The following is a 17,926-nucleotide window of genomic DNA, read 5'->3' as shown; positions in this document are numbered from 1 at the left end:
AATATCGCCAGCCATAGCATGGCTGACGATACAAAAATTTATTATTTTTTATTGTCCTCTTGACGGGGAGCATACCACTTTCGATGGCGATGCTTTTTTATTTTTAAACTACTAAGAAGAACTTTAATAAGAAGATTGCTGAAATAATGTAAGTCAGCACGGATACATCCTTTGCCTTTCCAGTAAATACCTTCATGACAGTGTAGGAAATCAGTGCAAGACCAATACCATGTCCGATAGATCCAGAGATTGGCATAGAGATTAACATGATTGCTGCTGGAACAGTCTGATAGATATCAGTAAAATCTACCTTTGACAGACCAGAGATCATCAGGATACCAACATAAATCAGTGCTGAAGATGTAGCTGCTGCCGGAATAATTGCTGCGATTGGTGCGATGAACATACATGCCAGGAATAAGATTCCAGTTGTAAATGCAGTCAGACCAGTTCTTCCGCCTGCCTCAACTCCAGATGCAGACTCTACGAATGTTGTAACTGTTGAGGTACCAGTTATTGCACCTGCTACAGTTCCAACTGCATCTGCTAACAGTGCTTCCTTCATCTGCGGCATATTTCCGTCCTTATCAACCATACCTGCACGTGATGCAGTACCAACAAGTGTTCCGATGGTATCAAACATATCGATAATGCAGAAGGTAATGATAAGTGTGATTGCTGTGAACCAGCCGATCTTTACAAAACCTGCAAAATCAAAATGGAACAGAGTTGTCTCTGCCATATCTGCAAATGGAGGTACGAAGCTTGCACCCTCAAGACTTGCAAATGGATTAGTTCCAAGGAAAATTGCCTCACCTGCCCAGTAAATAATGGATGCTGCAAGCATACCAAGAATTACAGCTGCCTTTACACCCTTCTGTGCCAAAACGATGATGACAAATAAACCAATAAACATAGTTACTACTGTCAGAACCATCTGGGTGTAGCCGCTTCCCATTGCATCCTGAGCAACACTCGGTGTCAGTGCACCAAAGAAATCTCTCATTACAAAGAATGGTCCGCCATTCTCTGAATAGATACCAGCATTTGAACCAACACCGATATTTAAAAGCATAAGACCGATTGCCGGGGAGATACCAAGACGAACACCAAGCGGAATCGCATTTACAATCTTGTCACGAATATTTAATACAGACAGGATAATAAAGATAATTCCTTCAAGTAAAATGATGCACAGTGCTGACTGGAAAGACTCCAGATAGCTCATGCCCGTCAAACCAACAATATTGGCAACAACTACAGCAAAAAAGCTGTTTAATCCCATACCAGGAGCCATGGCAAATGGCTTATTTGCAACAAACGCCATTACCATCATACCGATAAAGGATGCGATACAAGTCGCTAAAAATACACCATTCCATAAATTCTGTCCCTCTGCACCAAATCCAGTCAGAAGATTCGGATTTAAGGCGATGATGTACGCCATCGTCATAAATGTGGTCAAACCGGCAATGATTTCTGTTTTCACTGTCGTATGGTTCTCCCTGATCTTAAAGATCTTCTCAATCTGTTCCATTTGTACCCTCCATAGTTACATTCATTCCATTAATTTGTACGCCGTCCTCCATCGGAATTACAATGCAGCGGCGTCCCTCTACTAATTGGATCTGTACAAGATCCATGCGCTGCGGACTGACCTTTATTGTCACATCCGGAGTCTTGACGGCAACGCTTTTTGCCTCAACTAAGTTTGCCGCCTGAAAGAAAGCATCCTCTCCTGCAGTCTCCTCATAGACTTGCTCGAAATTTTCAAGCTTTTCTTCTTTGATTCCACTATTTTGAAGAAGCTTTTTTACATCTGATTTTTGAAGCTTGAAAGGCTGCGGCTCTTCCTTATGCTCCTCAATCAGCTCTGTCAGATTCTCCTGAATCTGGCAAACAGTATCATAGTTTACAACATCTCCGACAGTCTCCTCTATGATCTCCTGAAATACAGCCTTCTGTGTCTTAAAGGACATAGGTGCCGGACCACCGATACAATCATTGATAAAGTCCTCGTGAAGCTCCTCTGTCTTTTTTGTATAGTACAAAAGGCTGTGAATATTACTGCTGCGATCGTCAAATGCAGGGAATAAAAAGGCATTTACAGGAGCCTCTATCCACTGATCACGCATACGTTCCTCGACGCGGTTTGTCTGTGTATTGTAGCATAAACCAGCCTCTGACAGCTTAACAGGACAGATGCAGCAAAGAATAAATTCATATACCTCCTCTGAAGCATCATCCATATCTAAGTTGTCGCTTCCTCTTCCCGGAACGTCATAATTACAATGGATCATAACTACATAGTAGCTTTCGCCAAAATGATATGTCTCTGCTACCGACTTGTAAAACTCCTCTAAAACAGTTTCATCCTTTAATCCAGTCGCCTTTAGCTGCATCAAACGCTTATGGCCTTCCCCCGAAAGTTCCTGATCAAGCGTGTAATCGAGTGAATGAAGATTTTTACCCAGACTTCCAGAAAGCGCCTTTCGGAAAATTTCAAAATACTTGTCGATTTCCTCCTGTGACAGCGACAAAAACATATCGCTAAATGTCATGCGGATCTGCTGCTCACCATCTATCAGGCAGCCGCAAATGCGGTCAATTGCACCGCCGTCTCTCTTAAAAAGACTTTTTATCTCGGATACTTCTTTTTTGTTCATTCGAAACACTCCTTGTTTATTACGTTTTTGTTTGCCTGACTTATCTGTCTGGATACTCTGTCTTTACAAAGCGCTCCAATGCATCGAGTGAGCGCACAACCTTCTCTGTATCGATGCAGTATGCCATACGAAAATATCCAGGGCATCCAAAGGAATCACTTGGAACTAATACCAGGTCATACTTTAATGCCTTGTTGCAAAATGCCACTGCATCCTCCTCAAGAGCCTTTGGAAAAATATAAAATGTTCCTGACGGACGCACACAGGAAAATCCTAACTCAATGAGTTTGTCATAGAGCAGGTTCATGTTAGTCTCATAGACAGTCATATCAGACGTCTCATCTAACACATCCTCCACACCCATCATAATAAGTGATGATGGACAGTTGTGTCCGATTCCTCTTGAGATTTGGGACATCATTGGCACTAACAAATCAGCATCGGTACATGTTGGATTAACAGCAACATAACCTATACGCTCACCTGGAAGAGAAAGTGACTTGGAAAACGAATAGCATGAAAGCGTATTGTCATAAAATTTTGATACATATGGTGCTTTCTTTCCATCAAATACGATTTCTCTGTATGGCTCATCGGAGATTATAAAAATATCATGGCCATACTCTTTTTGCTTGTCTTCCATTAGCTGCGCCAACTTTTTTAGCGTTTCTGCTGAGTATACAGCACCAGATGGATTGTTCGGTGTGTTGATCAAAACAGCTGACACATTTGACGTCAGCATCTTTTCAAACTGTTCAAAATCCACCTGAAAATCAGCTGTGTTTGCAGGTACCACTCTCAGATTTGCTCCTGTCATGCCTACATAGCAGTTATACTCTGGAAAATACGGTGCAAATGTAAGCACATCGTCTCCCGGAGATGTTACTGCACGAAGTGCATGAGCTAAGGCTCCCGCAGCTCCTGAGGTTGGAAAAATATGATTTGCCGTATAGTTCATATCAAAACGCTTGTTAAGCGATGCAGCCACCTTTTCTTTAAATGAAGGCAGTCCGACACTCGGGCTGTAGCCGTGAAGCTCGCTCGATGTCTTTGTCTGAAGTAGGCGAATAGTATTGTCTGTGTAGTCCTGCACAACAGGAACAGATGGATTTCCTAAACTGTAATCAAAAACGTTCTCGTATCCAATCTCCTGTCCTCTCTTTGTTGCAAATTCGGATAATGTACGGATCACTGATTTTTTCTGAAGCATGTCTTTATATTTTTGTGTTACCATACTGCCCTCCCATTCTGCCGCCTATGCGGCTCATTTACTTAAAAATGCATGAATCTGATCCAAATTTTTCATTGCATCCTCTCGGCCAAGCTGATACAATGCTTTTAACTTTTCTGGATCCTTTTCAAGTCTTGACACTTCGATCAGACGACTTGGGCGAAGCACCATGACTTCACCTTTTTCCTTTAATTCATCAATCTTCTTTAGTGTTTTGTTGTATATCACATAGCGGTGTGCCATCGCCTTAGCCAGATTTGGATAACGATGAAGGATTTTGTTTATGGCACCTTGAAATTTCATTTTTTTCTTTTGGTACCCTTCAGGTCTTGTTAAAATAACAAGATCTTTTTTGTATCCCTGTCTGCGAAACCACATGATCGGAATAGAATCGGCAACGCCGCCGTCAAGCAGCTTATATCCATCTATTTCTACCACCTTTGATACAAGCGGCATTGATGCAGATGCCTGCATCCACTTAAGATCATCTCTGCCGCAATCTGTGCATTTGTGATAAACAGCCTTTCCTGTTTCCACGTCTGTGCAAACCACAAAAAATTCTGCTGGATTTTTGGCAAATGCCTCATTGTCAAATGGATCAAGAATCTCTGGTATCTGATGATAGCATAAATCAACATCATAAATATCACCTGTTTTTAAAAGTGAATGAAGTGTGCCATAACGCTTATCACCACAAAACTTCATATTGTAACGCAGAGTTCTTCCTATCTGTCCAGACTTATAGTTACAGCCAAATACAGCTCCCGCCGAAACTCCAATCACGCCGTCCACCTGGATTTTTTCTTCCATCAAAACATCCAGAATACCTGCCGTATACATTCCTCTCATGGCACCGCCTTCAAGAACAAGTCCTGTTTTTACTTCTTTCATGATTTGCCTCTCTTTCCAACCTTACACATTAAAAGAGCTTTTTTATATTTTTGCGAAACAAGGCTATCATACCACGGTTCATGAAAAACATCAAGGCAATTACACTTTCTTACTGCTCATCCAAAAATGCCAGCGGATCTCCTTTGGTATGAATAAAGTGCATAAGCATGTATGCACACATAATTGCTACATTTTCTTCCTTTAAAATGCGCTTACATTCTTCACGGTCTGCTAATACAATCTCGATATCCTCTGATTCTTCCTCGTGCTCGTTTGTTGGTGTTCCACTACAGTAGCCATAGATTGTTCCGCAGCTTTCGTCTGTCATACCGACTGTCGTAAAAAATGGTCTTGTGTATGCACCTTCTGTAACCTTTGGCTCGAAAACAAGCCCTGTCTCCTCGTAAATTTCACGTATACCTGCCTGTGCCATCTCCTCACCTGGCTCTACAAGTCCTGCCGGAAACTCATACACATATGCATTGATTGGATAACGAAACTGCTTTATAAGCACGATTTTATCCTTTTTTTCTCCATATACACTATAAATAATTACACCATCAGATGTATTTTTATGAGTTGCTGCTTTAAGCTGCGTTGGATCCTTCTTTCTGGATGCCACATAATATTTGCCTGTTTTTCCATTTCTTTTTTCAACATCAAAATTATAGAGATTTAAAAATGGATTATCAGTTACCTTCTCTACTCCTTTTACGCGATCTACCATAGCTGTACCTCTCCTTACCGGCATTGAACAAATCTTTACACTATGCCATATTTTCAACTCGATTCCGCTAGAAATCAGCCTTTTTTATTATACCGTACTCGTGCGCAAAAGAAAAGCCCGCAAAGCAAAGTTTCCCTTGCCTTACGGGATATCGGTTAGTATTCATGGCTTAGTCGAAACCATTGCACCGAAGGGCTTTCGTAACATAGTACCGTGAAACATACATTATCGTACAGCCTCCCTGACTTCCTGCGTGATAGTCTCGCCTCCATTTTCATACCATTTGGTGACAAATTCATCAAATGCATCAATGTCACGCTCTCCTGTGACGATCTGAAGGTAATATTCTTTTTCCATTTGGCGAAGCTTCCACCACTGCGTGCCCATAGTTTCTGTCTCATCAAAATAAAGTGATTCAACCTTATTTGTTTTTGCATCCGCCAGCAAAGAGCAGGCTGTGATTCGGGAGGTGTATGCCGCCCACTCCTCTGGCGTAGCACTATCTGTGTTATCCAGATAGGCCTTACAGGATCTATAATATGAATACTCCAATAAATCAAGATCTTCTGGTTCTTTTTTTCCTGAAAGCACATCTGTTAATTCGTGATAACATTTTGTCAGCGCATAGCTGTAATCAACATTGATTGCAAGTGGTCTGGCTGTTGGGTCTACATTGTTCTGATAATATTCTTCAAACTCACTGTTATATGTTCCATCATAGCGCACATAATCAAACAATCCATTTATAATTTTGCAGGCGATCTCAGGATGTTCATAACCCTTTCTCACAACAACATACTTGTAAGTTGGATTTTGTGAATAATAGCTTGTGCTTCCATCGTCATCTGTCTGAATAAGAAATGGCTCCCAAACAGCATCGGGATTAGCTGCAATAGCTTCCATAAGTGGATTATTCGCTGCCCACCAAGGTCCAAAAAATGATCCGCAAAGTCCCTTCGTTATGAGTTCAATATTGTTTACAGAGGTACGAAGCAAAAAATTCTGATCTAATATATTGCGCTCATACATGCTTTTAAGCTTAGCCAATGCATCTTTTGCCTGCGGCAAAACTGATCCGTAAGAGACCTCTCCATTTTCATCTTCAATCCATTGTTTCGGATAGGCACCATTTGCTGCAAACACAATATCCATCAAATATTCGCTGCTGTAGCCGCACTCACCCGATAACTCCGGATCACATACAAAACCAACTGTCTTGCCTTCTCCATTTTCACCAGGATCCTTCTCTATAAATGCCTGAACAATTGCCTCTGCATCCTCTATTGTTTTAGGACTTTCAAGACCTAGCTTATCCATCCAGTCGCGCCTTAGCCATAAAAGGTTTGGACCATCATCAATATTTGTCTCTGGAATTGCCATTATTTTTCCATCAAAGGTAACACCATCTATTATGCCCTCTCCATAGCTTGCATAAATATCTTTGATTCGGTCTGTCAAACAATTTTCATAACTTTTTGTCAAATCCTCAATCAAATCAAGCGCTACGAGCTGGCGCAAATCCTCAATACTCCCTACAAGCATTAAATCTGGAAGATTATCAGAAGACATAGCCACTGACACACTGACATTATACTGATCATTCTTTTCCTCAAATACATCCTTATTTTGAATGTTAAAGTACTCACGCAGATAACGTGTATAAGCATTGTTCTCGTAAGTCTCACCTTTAGGAAGATTGGAGTTATTTGCTCCAGTCATTTTTCCAAGCGTGTATGTTACAAGCTCTGGATATTTGCCATCAGGTGTTGTACTGGCATACTCCCACTGCTCTTTTTTTGCTAATTCGTTTGCCGGCACTGTCTGACAAACAGACAGCACCGATACAAACATCACTGCCAACACACTTTTTGGAATTTTCTTTTCCATAGACATTCTCCGTTTTTATCCCTTAACAGCTCCTGATACACCTTCCTGGTAGCATTTTTGCATTGACATAAATAAAATGACAATCGGAATGGAAATCAGCACGGCACCTGCTGCGAAGCAGTTAAACCAACTGTTTACATATTCCTTTTCAAGCATGTTCCAAAGACCAATTGATACCGTATAGTACTTTGCATTCGCACGGCAAATTACTTTCGCAAAGATAAAATCAAGCCATGGTGCCATAAATGCCTGCAGGATCGTGTAGACAATAATAGGCTTACTAAGCGGAATAGTTATCTTTGTAAACACCTGAAATCTTGTCGCACCATCCAGATAAGCAGCCTCATCAATAGACTTTGGAATAGTGTCAAAAAAGCCTTTTGCAATATAAAAGCCTAAGCCCGCACCGCCAGAATATACAAGCACTAATGCTACACGAATCATCGCACCCTCTGACAGACCAACTGACTTTAAAATATAGTAAACAGCGATCATTGACATAAAGCCCGGAAACATACCAAGAACAAGTGCAATGTTCATCATCGGTTTTCTCATCTTAAAACGCATACGTGACATACAATATGATACCGACAAAACAAAGAAGGTAGAGATTGCGCAAGAGAAAATTGAGATGATAAGTGTATTAATAAACATCTGCGGAAAATTTAAAATCTGCGTATCTGTAAACAGCTTCTTATAGTTGTTCAGTGTAAATGTCTTCGGAATAAGTGTGGAAATATATTGTCCACTCTCTCCTCTAAAGCTGATCATAATAATCCACGCAATCGGAATGACCCAAATAACTGCCAAAACAGCAAGAATCACATGAACTATTGTGTTTGTAATAAATCTTTTGCTTTTTGCCGAAGCAGTATTTTGCTTTTTCATCATTGGAAGCCCTCCTCATTCTTATAGGAACCTGTATTCCGATACGTGATCAGTGATACAACGGCCAGAACCACGAAGGTCAAAATACCGATGACTGCACCAAGATTATAATACTGGTTATCAACTGTCAGCTTATACAGCCAGGTAACGAGAAGATCCGTCCTTCCTGCTGTTGATCCTACAGGTGTAGGATTTCCGCCTGTCAGCAGATAAATTACATTAAAGTTATTTACATTTCCAGTAAAGGTTGTAATAAGATATGGACCTGTTACAAACAGCATATACGGCAGTGTAATTGAGAAAAATGTTCTCACCGGACCTGCACCATCCACTGTTGCCGCCTCATACAAATCTGCCGGAATATTCTGAAGAACACCAGTTACCTGAAGCATGGTAAATGGAATACCAACCCAGATATTGATTACAACTACCATCACTCGTGCCAGCGTTGTATTTGACCAGAACGGAATAGCCTTTTCAATGATGCCTGCATTTAATAATAGCGTATTTACAATACCATTCTGACTAAAGATCGTTCTCATTAACAGCAGTGAAACAAACTGCGGAACTGCTGCTGAAAGGACAAAGCAAAAACGCCAGAATGCCTTACATCTTGTACCCTTACGGTTGATGACAATTGCAAGAATCATACCTAAGATATAGTTACTAAAAGTCGCTGCTACAGCCCAGATAAGAGTCCAACCAAGTACTGACCAGAATGTACTTCCAATGGAATCACCAATATTTAATACCTTCGCAAAATTTGCCAGTCCTACCCAATTAAAGATTGTTGTATGAGCATCTACTTTACTATAATTTGTAAATGCCATACAGATCATAAATACAAGCGGAAGAACTGTAAAAATTAGTATGCCAAGAATTGGCAGCGTAAGAAGTGTACGATGCAGATCTTTATCAAAAAGACTCTTGATATCTTCCTTAAAAGTAGGAATCTTTTTGCCAGCCTCTGCCAGACACTGCATTTTATATGCACTCTTTACGCTTCCACGCCAGAAAATAATAAATGCAGCAACTAAAAAGCATGTAGCCACACCAAACAAAAGCATAAGAAGTGAATTATCACCCTTTGTATACTCATAAATCTGCTTTGCCTCACTCCATACCTTCTGCTGCTCCTGTCCTCCAAGGTGAACAAGATCTACAATATAGCCTGCACCTTTCATCACCATAAATGCAATAAAAGCAATTTCAATGGCAAGCATGCCAAGACCCTTTATTATCTGATGATGTGCAATGTTTCCGAGTCCGAGTACAACCATGGAAAGCTTTGTCAATGCATTTCCCTTTGTAACTGCTTTCGCAACAGAGTACGGATTATCAAATTCTTTGCCCCCTTTTTTCTTTTCGGACATAAAAAACCTCCCGTTCAATCTTAATAGTTACATGAATTTGAAAATAAATGCCCCAGGCCCGCAAGGCGGAACCCGGAGCTCTTTATTTTATTTCACTTTTTATTTAGTCAACGATGCTCTGATTCATTGAATCACTTAACTTATCAGTCATCTCTTCTGCATTATCTAATGTAACCTCACCGTTTACGATAGACTTACCGAAGTTCTCTGCCGGTGTCCAGTAGTTATTCATAGCGCTTACGAACGGCTGCAGGATAGAAGTCTCATCAAATGTCTCATTCTGAGCGATTACAAGCTCATCCTTCTGAATTTCTTCTTCCGCTAACAGATCAGTATTGCAAGGAACGATGCTTCTTGCATCATAGTGCATCTGCTGTGACTCCTCATTTCCAAGGAACAGTGCAAGTGCTACTGCTACCTGCGGATACTCACAGTTAGGATTTACACCGATTGCCTTAGAACCTGCGAATGATTTCATCTGGAGTTCTTCACCGTCTAAGTTGTAGGTTGGAAGCTTTGCTATTCCAAGATTGTCACCCATTGCTTCTGACAGCTTGGTGTAATCCCAAGAACCACTAAACATTGCATTGATGCTTCCATCACACATACCAGAAACGCCAACACCTGACTCATCATTTACAAAGTTCTTATTTCCTACAAGATTTACAAGATACTTGGTAACTGCTGCACCCTTCTCACCAGCAAAATCAATGCCAGCTTCCTCATCTTTGCCATCCTCACCAAACAATGTGCAGCCGTTTCCTACATAGAAAGCGCCAATGTACCAGGAGTTTGTTAATGGGAAGGAAACCTTACCCTTTTCCAACATGGTATCAAGACTCTTAATATCGTCCTCACCATATACGCTCTTATCGTAGAACATATACCAGGTATTAGTAGTGAACGGAACACCATATACACAATCATTTACTGTTACAGAATCTATGATTGCCTCGGAGTTTGTATTCTTAATATAATCAACAGTTTTGCCGCCAAGCTCTGCGATTGCACCTGCATCAATCAGTGTCTGTAGCTGGTCATTTGCAAACATGTAAACGTCTGCAGAACCAGATGGATCCTGAGAAATTGTCTTTCCTGCATCTCCCTCTGAGCAGGTACCATACTCAAATGTAAGATCCCAATTTACATGAAGCTCATTGAATGCTTCGCAGCGCTTCTGCAGCCACTCGCCGTACTCTTCTGCCTGATCCTCTGCTGGTCCCCATACAGTGATAGTTGCTGTAATCGGATCCTCTGCTGAATAATCTACTGTTTCTTCCTCTGCTGCCTCTGAACTTGTCTCTTCATCAGCAAATACACTCATTGCACCGCCAAAAGTTGATAAACACATAGCGCCTGCTAAAAATAAACTGGATGCTTTTCTAAATTTCATAATACAAAATCCTCCCTGTTTTCTGTTTCCATTCGGAAATCCTTATGTCATTATTATAAGAAATTTTGGTGATTTCGTATATATCAAAAATATTAGATTCATGTTGTTTTTTTCTGAAATTACGATATCCTCTTTGGAATCCTGATACTCGCCTTAGTTCCCTGCCCTATTTTGCTTTCAATCTGCAGACTATACTGTTCTCCATAGTAAAGCTTTATGCGCTCATTGACATTTCTAACGCCATATCCCTTTGACTCTTCTGTTAAAATACGAGCCGCCTGCTCATCACTCATGCCTACACCATTATCTGCTACAGTCAAAACTATCAGATCACCATCTTCCTTTCCAGTAATCGTCAGCTTTCCTCTGCCGTCTGTCTTCACATCGATTCCATGAGCAATAGCATTTTCAATAAGAGGCTGAAGCATAAGATTTAATGACTGATACTGACCAATTGATTCATCTACATCAAACTCCACATCAAATTCGTAGTCATGCATCATCAGCTGAATATCAAGATAAGAACGCATGTTACGAAGCTCATCTGAGAGTGACATGACATTCTTTCCTTTGTTTAACGAGGTTCGGTAAAAGGTAGAAAGTGCCAGCGTAATTTTACTTATATCTTCCGCATCTGCCTCAATTGCCTTCCAATTAATTAACGACAGCGTATTGTATAAGAAGTGGGGGTTGATCTGCGCCTGAAGCGCCTTCATTTCATATTCCTTTTCTTTAATGCGTCCTTCATAAACTTCCTTGATTAAGGTATTTAATTGAAGAAGCATTGAATCAAAACCATTGACAAGATCACCTATCTCATCACGGCTGTCACTAGTAATATTAACCTCAAAATTTCCCTGCTCTACCTCTTTCATTCCAGATCTAAGTCTTCTAATCCTCTTTGTAACAAAGCTCGTCAAAATCATCATGGCTATCACTGACATCAGTGTCATAATAAACACCGCAATAAGCGCAATTCGTGTAATTGGCGTTACTGACCATACTATTAAGCTATTTGGCTTATACAAACATGCTGTCCATCCAGTCGCAGATGATGTTTCTGAAAGAATCGTATACTCATTTTCCTGATTTTTCTTCTGATCAAGAAGCTGCGCGGCGTTTAACTCATATTCCCGATATTTTTTATCAAAGAATGCTTTTTCATACACTGCATTGCCCTTCTCATCGAAAATAACAATGCCATAATTATTCTGAAGTGTCTGCTTAAATGTCTCAAACATGCTGTCATACTCAACGCTAATGTACAAAATACCATCTAATCCATAGCGCTTTAGCATACTCATTGGGCTTACCCCAAACACAATTTCTTCATTTTTATCAACAAACCACTGCATTTCTCCAGAATCTGCCACACTCCTATACCAATTAGTATCTATAATCTCTGAAATTGGTGCCAGCGTGTCACCATGCTTGATCATATCCTTATCTACATAAATCGTAACTTTGCCAACATCGTTGTGAAAATATTTCAGTGAAGCAAGCATTGGGTCAAGTATCGTAACAAGCTGATTGTACATCTCATACACTGAATCATACTGGTATCCAATCACCTGTGAGATTGTCTGGTTATAACAAATATAGTTATTTAAATTTGTGTAGATTGCAAGCTTATTTTCCATTGAGGCAAGTGCCTGATACAGATACGATTCCATACTGTCTCTCTCATTTTGCAATAAAATCTGCTTCATCTGAACATAAGTAACTGACAGCACCGCCACAACAGGAAGAAAACCTGACAGCGCATATACAATGGCCAGCTTATAACCAAGCCTTACATTTCTAAACCAACTGACAATTCGGCTGCCAAGCTTACTTTTCTTCAATCATTTCATCCCCGCTTTCTCTAAATTTTTGTGGACTAATTCCATAATACTCACGAAAGCTAGAACAAAAATATGAAACATTTGGATAACCGCATGCAGTGCTTATATCTACAATTTTCATCATCGTCTGCTCCAAAAGATCCTTTGCCTTTTCCATACGAACGCTCTTGATAAAACGATTCAAATTCTGACCCGTTTCTTTTTTAAATACACTGCTTAAGTAGCTTGGAGCCCTATAGACAAGCTCACTTAGTCGCTCCACACTCATTTCATCTCCATAATGAGCAGCAATGTAGCGCTTGACAGCCTCCACCTCACGATGGCCTGTCTGTACTCTTCCTGAAAATGTCTTTTCCAATAGATTTATGGAATCGCTTACAATATCTGTAACCTGAACAAAGTCAAATGAACGATAAAGCTGATCAATCTTCGTATTTAACTGCTTCTCTCCCTCTCCTGGTACTGCATCATAAATATCCTTTAGTAAGTTGGCAAATAAAAATTTGATATACATCTGGGAAAATGCAGTCTGGCTTCTGTATCTCTGGCTGAAACGCTCAAAATGATCACGCAGGCTCTGAACATCCTTCATTCGAATATCCTGCTTCATCTGCTTAATTAATGTATCATCATCTATTTTAATGATCTCACAATCACTGCTCTTCATTCCACTGTAAAACAGTCTGACATTCGGATGATAAAATTTATTTTCCATAAGCTCCTCAAGCTCATCCATTGCGCAAATAATCTGCTCTGCACATGAAATTTCTGAAGAAATGGATGCTGTACAACTATTTTCATATTCCTCTTTAATCTGATCTAGCAGCTTATTTGCAAACTCAATAGGATCAATAGATCTATCTTTTAATAAGATGATAGACTGCTGCGGAGTCAGATTTAAATAAAGAAAGGCTTCGCTAGCGCAAACTTCTTTTATTTTTTTTGCCAGAATGCGCTCCTGCAAATCAACACCATTTTTTCCGAAAAAATCATCATCTGTCTCAAGCATTAGAATACGGCAAAAACAATCAACGTCTGATTTTGTCAAAACACCGCCGCTTTTCTCAAGCACTTCTGCTACATTTACTCCATTTACAATCTGATATAGTGCATGCTCACGCATTTGCTGCATACTCTTTTTTTTCATATTTTTCTCGGCACGTTCTGCTTCAAGTTCCTGAATGACCCGTGTAATAGTCTCTTTAAACTCACTCGGATCAACTGGCTTTAAAATGTAATCAGAAACACCTAGACGCACTGCTTTTCTGGCATAGTCAAACTCACTGCAGCCCGAAAAGATTACGCATTTCATATCCTCGTTTCTGTCGTCTTTTTTACATTCCTCTATCAGCTGAATGCCGTCCATAAATGGCATCTTTACATCTGTAAGCAAAATATCTGCCGTATGCTCCTTTAAATACTCAAGCGCATCTCTTCCATTTGCAGCCTCAGCAATCTCACATGGCAGCTGCATGTGGCGCAGCAGCATTTTAATGCCATTTCGTTCAATTCGCTCATCGTCTACCACCAATATCTGATACATATCCCCCTATCCTTTCTGTACGCAAATTATCTGTATTCCATTTTACCCTAATAAACGATGAAAATCAACGAAAAAAAGGTGGCAGCGTGTTTATGCTGCCACCTTTTTTAATATTTATTATAACTTCCAGATTTCTTCGTTATATTGTGCTATAGTACGGTCGGATGAGAAAAATCCTGCCTTTGCGATGTTGATGAGCATTTTCTTTGCCCATTTCTTTCTATCTGCGTAGTCATTAAGCACCTGCTCTTTGCGTGCTATATACTCTTTTAAGTCAAGGAGGGTCATAAACCAGTCTTTATTTATCAGTTCTTTATGAAGCTGTGTTAAGGTTTCTTCGTCTCCTGCTTCAAGCATTTGCTCACTGATAAGGAAATCGACTGCTGTGTGTATGTCTTCGTCTTTTGTGTAGTAATCTTTTGCACAATAATCTGCATTTTTATAATGTTCAATTACCTGCTCGCTGCTCTCTCCGAAGAAGTAAATATTATCTTCTCCGACAAGCTCTCCAATCTCTACGTTTGCGCCATCTCTTGTTCCTAATGTTACTGCACCATTTAACATAAACTTCATGTTTCCTGTTCCTGATGCCTCCTTTGATGCTAAGGAGATCTGCTCGGAGATATCACATGCCGGTATAATTTTTGATGCCTTTGTTACGTTGTAGTTTTCTACCATAACTACGCGCAGATATGGGCTGACTTCTGGATCCTGCTCTGTGATCTGCTGTAAGCAAAGAATTGCATGAATGATATCCTTTGCGATTGTATAGGCTGGCGCTGCTTTTGCGCCAAAGATCAGCGTTACTGGTGTCTTAGGAAGCTTTCCATTCTTGATTTCAAGATATTTATGAATTGCCCAGAGTAAATTCATCTGCTGGCGTTTATACTCGTGAAGACGCTTTACCTGAATATCAAAAATAGAATTTTCATCAATAACAACACCCTGTGTATGCTTTAAATAGTCAGCAAGCTGGCGCTTTTTCTCCTTCTTGATCGCAAGAATGCTGTCTAATACGCTGTCATCATTTTCGAATGAAAGCAGCTTTTCAAGCTCACAGGCATCCTTTTTAAAACCACTTCCAATCTTATTTTCAATTTCCTCTGAAAGCTCCTCATTACATGAAAGCAGCCAGCGGCGGAAGGTGATTCCGTTTGTCTTGTTGTTGAATTTCTCCGGATAAATTTTGTAAAAAGCATTAAGCTCTGAATTTTTCAAAATTTCAGTATGCAGGTAAGCAACACCGTTTACACTGTGACCATAGTGGATATCCATATGTGCCATGTGAACTCTGTCATTCTCATCAATAATCGCTACCTTCGGATCTGAATATTTTGCCTTTACACGCTTATCAAGCTCCTTGATGATCAATACTAACTGTGGAACAACCTTCTCTAAATATGCAAGCGGCCACTTCTCAAGTGCCTCTGACAGAATTGTGTGGTTTGTATATGCGCATACCTTTGTGACAAGTTCAACTGCCTCATCCATAGTGATGCCGCGCTCAAGAAGCAGACGGATCAGCTCAGGAATAACCATTGACGGATGAGTATCATTGATCTGAATAGCAGCATACTCATCTAAATCGGTCAGCTTACAGCCGCGTGCCGTACACTCATCTAAAATCAAGTGTGCTGCATTGCTTACCATAAAATACTGCTGGTAGATACGAAGTAAGTTTCCTGCCTCATCACTGTCATCTGGATATAAGAACAGTGTCAGATTCTTTGCGATATCTGTCTTGTCAAAGCTTATGGTACCGTCCTTAATAAGACTCTCATCTAAAGTATCAACATCAAACAGATGAAGCTTATTCGTGCGTCCCTCATAGCCTGTCACCTCAATGTCATACATGCGTGAGGTCACTGTCAGATCACCAAATGAAACTGGATAGCTTACATTAGTTTTGATCAGCCAGCTGTCTTTTTCAATCCATGGATTTGGTGTTTCCTTCTGGAAATTGTGATCAAACACCTGCTTAAACAGACCCATATGATAATTCAAGCCTACACCATCACCGTGCAGATTTAATGTTGCCATGGAATCCAAAAAGCATGCTGCCAGACGGCCAAGTCCACCGTTTCCAAGAGATGGTTCTGGCTCGATCTCTTCGATCTCACCAATATCCTTTCCTGCTGCTTCAAGTTCTTCCTTTACAGTCTTGTAAAGACCAAGATTGATAAGGTTGTTTGATAACAGCTTTCCAATCAAAAACTCTGCGGAAATGTAATATACCTTCTTCTTTCCAGCTTCGCTTTCCTTCTTTGCTGCCAGATCCTTTGTCATATCAAGCAGTGCGTAATAAATCTCCTTATTGGTGCAGCCAGATAACGGCTTATTATATTTCTTTTCACAAATTTCGTTTACCATCATTATTATTAAAACTCCTTTCATGAGTTGATGTGTGCAGTTTACTGCTTTTTTTGTCATTTTTCTTGCATTATGCCGCCTTTTTATGGTACTATCCTATCATGATGATACCAGGGTCAAAAGCTCCAACCACCGATCGTGTTTGCACGATGAGGGGGTTGAGCTTGGGACCCGCAAAAACATAAGGAGAGAGCCACGATGCAGATACCTGAATACGAAAATTATCATGAGACAAAATCACACAGCACACCTGATTTTCCTTACAATGCGTATATTTGTTCTATTCCACTTGATTTTGAGAAGGTGCCTCTTCACTGGCACGATGAGGTGGAAATCATCTATATTAAAAAGGGACGTGGGCGCGTCACATTAGATTTTACCTCTCTTTATGTAGAGGCAGGTGATATTATTATTGTCAGTCCCGGTCAGCTTCATGCAATCGGCCCAGCTGAATATTCTATGGAATATGAAAATATTATTTTTTCACTTGATCTTCTTTGTACTGGAAGCATGGATGCTCTAAGCAGTGAATTTTTTGAGCCTTTTTTGGCTGGTACCATTGGCTTTGAGCATCTTGTCTGCTGTGATGATGAACATTACCCTGTTCTCTCATCATGCCTAAATCATATTGACAGTATCAGCAGCAGTTTTCCAAAAGGCTACCGCCTTGCAATTAAGGGGGCTCTTTTTACCTTCTTCTACACCATATTCACAAATTCCACCGATATTCCTGCTCCCAAAAACGACCCTCACATTGAACGACTCAAAAGTGTCCTAAAATATATCGAAACACACTACATGAGTTCAATATCAATTGATGAGATTTCCGCTGTTTCTGGTTTTTCTGCTTCTCATTTTATGCGTTTTTTTAAATCTGCAATGGGTACCTCTTTTACTTCATATCTTTCCTCATATCGTCTTTCAATGGCAGCGCGTCTTCTCATGCTGACAAATGACTCTATTTTAGATATTGCCCTCTCCTGCGGCTATGAGAATCTTTCTTATTTTAACCGTTCATTTAAAAAACGATACAAAAAGACCCCCAGCGAATACCGCCGAGGGTCTAATGAAACATAACGATTTATTCGTTTTATCTTTTATTTATTTTTGCTC

13 protein-coding genes are annotated in these 17,926 nt (G+C 40.2%); 1 reads left to right on the top strand and 12 read right to left on the bottom strand.

Translation table 11 applies throughout. The features are described 5' to 3' along the window. Positions 1–103 precede the first annotated feature (103 nt). The 12 genes from LKD48_RS10390 to LKD48_RS10335 all read right to left on the bottom strand — a co-directional run bounded on the left by LKD48_RS10390 (position 104) and on the right by LKD48_RS10335 (position 16,816). A complete protein-coding gene (locus tag LKD48_RS10390; RefSeq protein ID WP_308731986.1) occupies positions 104–1,537 on the bottom strand; it encodes an NCS2 family permease in 1,434 nt (477 codons plus the stop codon). After that, on the bottom strand, positions 1,524–2,666 hold the full coding sequence (locus LKD48_RS10385; protein ID WP_066562826.1) for a DUF4317 domain-containing protein: 1,143 nt from the start codon (positions 2,664–2,666) through the stop codon (positions 1,524–1,526). Before LKD48_RS10385 ends, LKD48_RS10390 begins: the two co-directional genes overlap by 14 nt. A 40-nt stretch (positions 2,667–2,706) precedes the next feature. Continuing rightward, positions 2,707–3,900 carry a pyridoxal phosphate-dependent aminotransferase gene (locus LKD48_RS10380; RefSeq protein WP_308731985.1) on the bottom strand — a complete coding sequence of 398 codons (1,194 nt, stop codon included), beginning with the start codon at positions 3,898–3,900 and terminating at the stop codon, positions 2,707–2,709. A 30-nt stretch (positions 3,901–3,930) separates the two neighbouring features. After that, positions 3,931–4,788 (bottom strand): patatin-like phospholipase family protein, encoded by an 858-nt coding sequence (locus LKD48_RS10375; protein WP_066562831.1) that lies wholly within the window; start codon positions 4,786–4,788, stop codon positions 3,931–3,933. A 109-nt stretch (positions 4,789–4,897) separates the two neighbouring features. After that, a complete protein-coding gene (locus tag LKD48_RS10370; RefSeq protein WP_118613995.1) occupies positions 4,898–5,515 on the bottom strand; it encodes an NUDIX domain-containing protein in 618 nt (205 codons plus the stop codon). A gap of 225 nt (positions 5,516–5,740) precedes the next feature. Then, positions 5,741–7,402 carry a type 2 periplasmic-binding domain-containing protein gene (locus LKD48_RS10365; protein WP_308731984.1) on the bottom strand — a complete coding sequence of 554 codons (1,662 nt, stop codon included), beginning with the start codon at positions 7,400–7,402 and terminating at the stop codon, positions 5,741–5,743. A gap of 15 nt (positions 7,403–7,417) precedes the next feature. Beyond that, entirely contained in the window at positions 7,418–8,293 is an 876-nt protein-coding gene (locus LKD48_RS10360) for a sugar ABC transporter permease (RefSeq protein WP_331466837.1), read from the bottom strand. After that, positions 8,290–9,663: a carbohydrate ABC transporter permease gene (locus tag LKD48_RS10355; RefSeq protein WP_308731983.1), complete on the bottom strand. Its 1,374-nt coding sequence runs from the start codon at positions 9,661–9,663 to the stop codon at positions 8,290–8,292. The genes LKD48_RS10360 and LKD48_RS10355 overlap by 4 nt, the downstream gene beginning before the upstream one ends. A 103-nt stretch (positions 9,664–9,766) precedes the next feature. After that, a complete protein-coding gene (locus LKD48_RS10350) occupies positions 9,767–11,056 on the bottom strand; it encodes an extracellular solute-binding protein (protein ID WP_308731982.1) in 1,290 nt (429 codons plus the stop codon). A 119-nt stretch (positions 11,057–11,175) separates the two neighbouring features. Next, positions 11,176–12,900 carry a sensor histidine kinase gene (locus LKD48_RS10345; RefSeq protein WP_227102305.1) on the bottom strand — a complete coding sequence of 575 codons (1,725 nt, stop codon included), beginning with the start codon at positions 12,898–12,900 and terminating at the stop codon, positions 11,176–11,178. Further along, positions 12,887–14,443: a response regulator transcription factor gene (locus LKD48_RS10340; RefSeq protein ID WP_308731981.1), complete on the bottom strand. Its 1,557-nt coding sequence runs from the start codon at positions 14,441–14,443 to the stop codon at positions 12,887–12,889. The genes LKD48_RS10345 and LKD48_RS10340 overlap by 14 nt, the downstream gene beginning before the upstream one ends. Before the next feature lie 117 nt (positions 14,444–14,560). Then, the gene (locus tag LKD48_RS10335; RefSeq protein WP_331466836.1) at positions 14,561–16,816 is read right to left on the bottom strand and encodes a glycogen/starch/alpha-glucan family phosphorylase; all 2,256 of its coding nucleotides are present in this window, start codon (positions 16,814–16,816) and stop codon (positions 14,561–14,563) included. 195 nt (positions 16,817–17,011) lie between these two features. Between LKD48_RS10335 and LKD48_RS10330 the strand changes: the two genes are divergently transcribed. Further along, entirely contained in the window at positions 17,012–17,890 is an 879-nt protein-coding gene (locus tag LKD48_RS10330; RefSeq protein WP_308731980.1) for an AraC family transcriptional regulator, read from the top strand. Positions 17,891–17,926 lie beyond the last annotated feature (36 nt).

Source organism: Anthropogastromicrobium aceti, assembly GCF_020687335.1.
GTDB lineage: Bacteria > Bacillota > Clostridia > Lachnospirales > Lachnospiraceae > Anthropogastromicrobium > Anthropogastromicrobium aceti.
The sequence above is the reverse complement of the archived record's forward strand: the minus strand, read 5'-3'. Positions and strand labels throughout refer to the sequence as shown.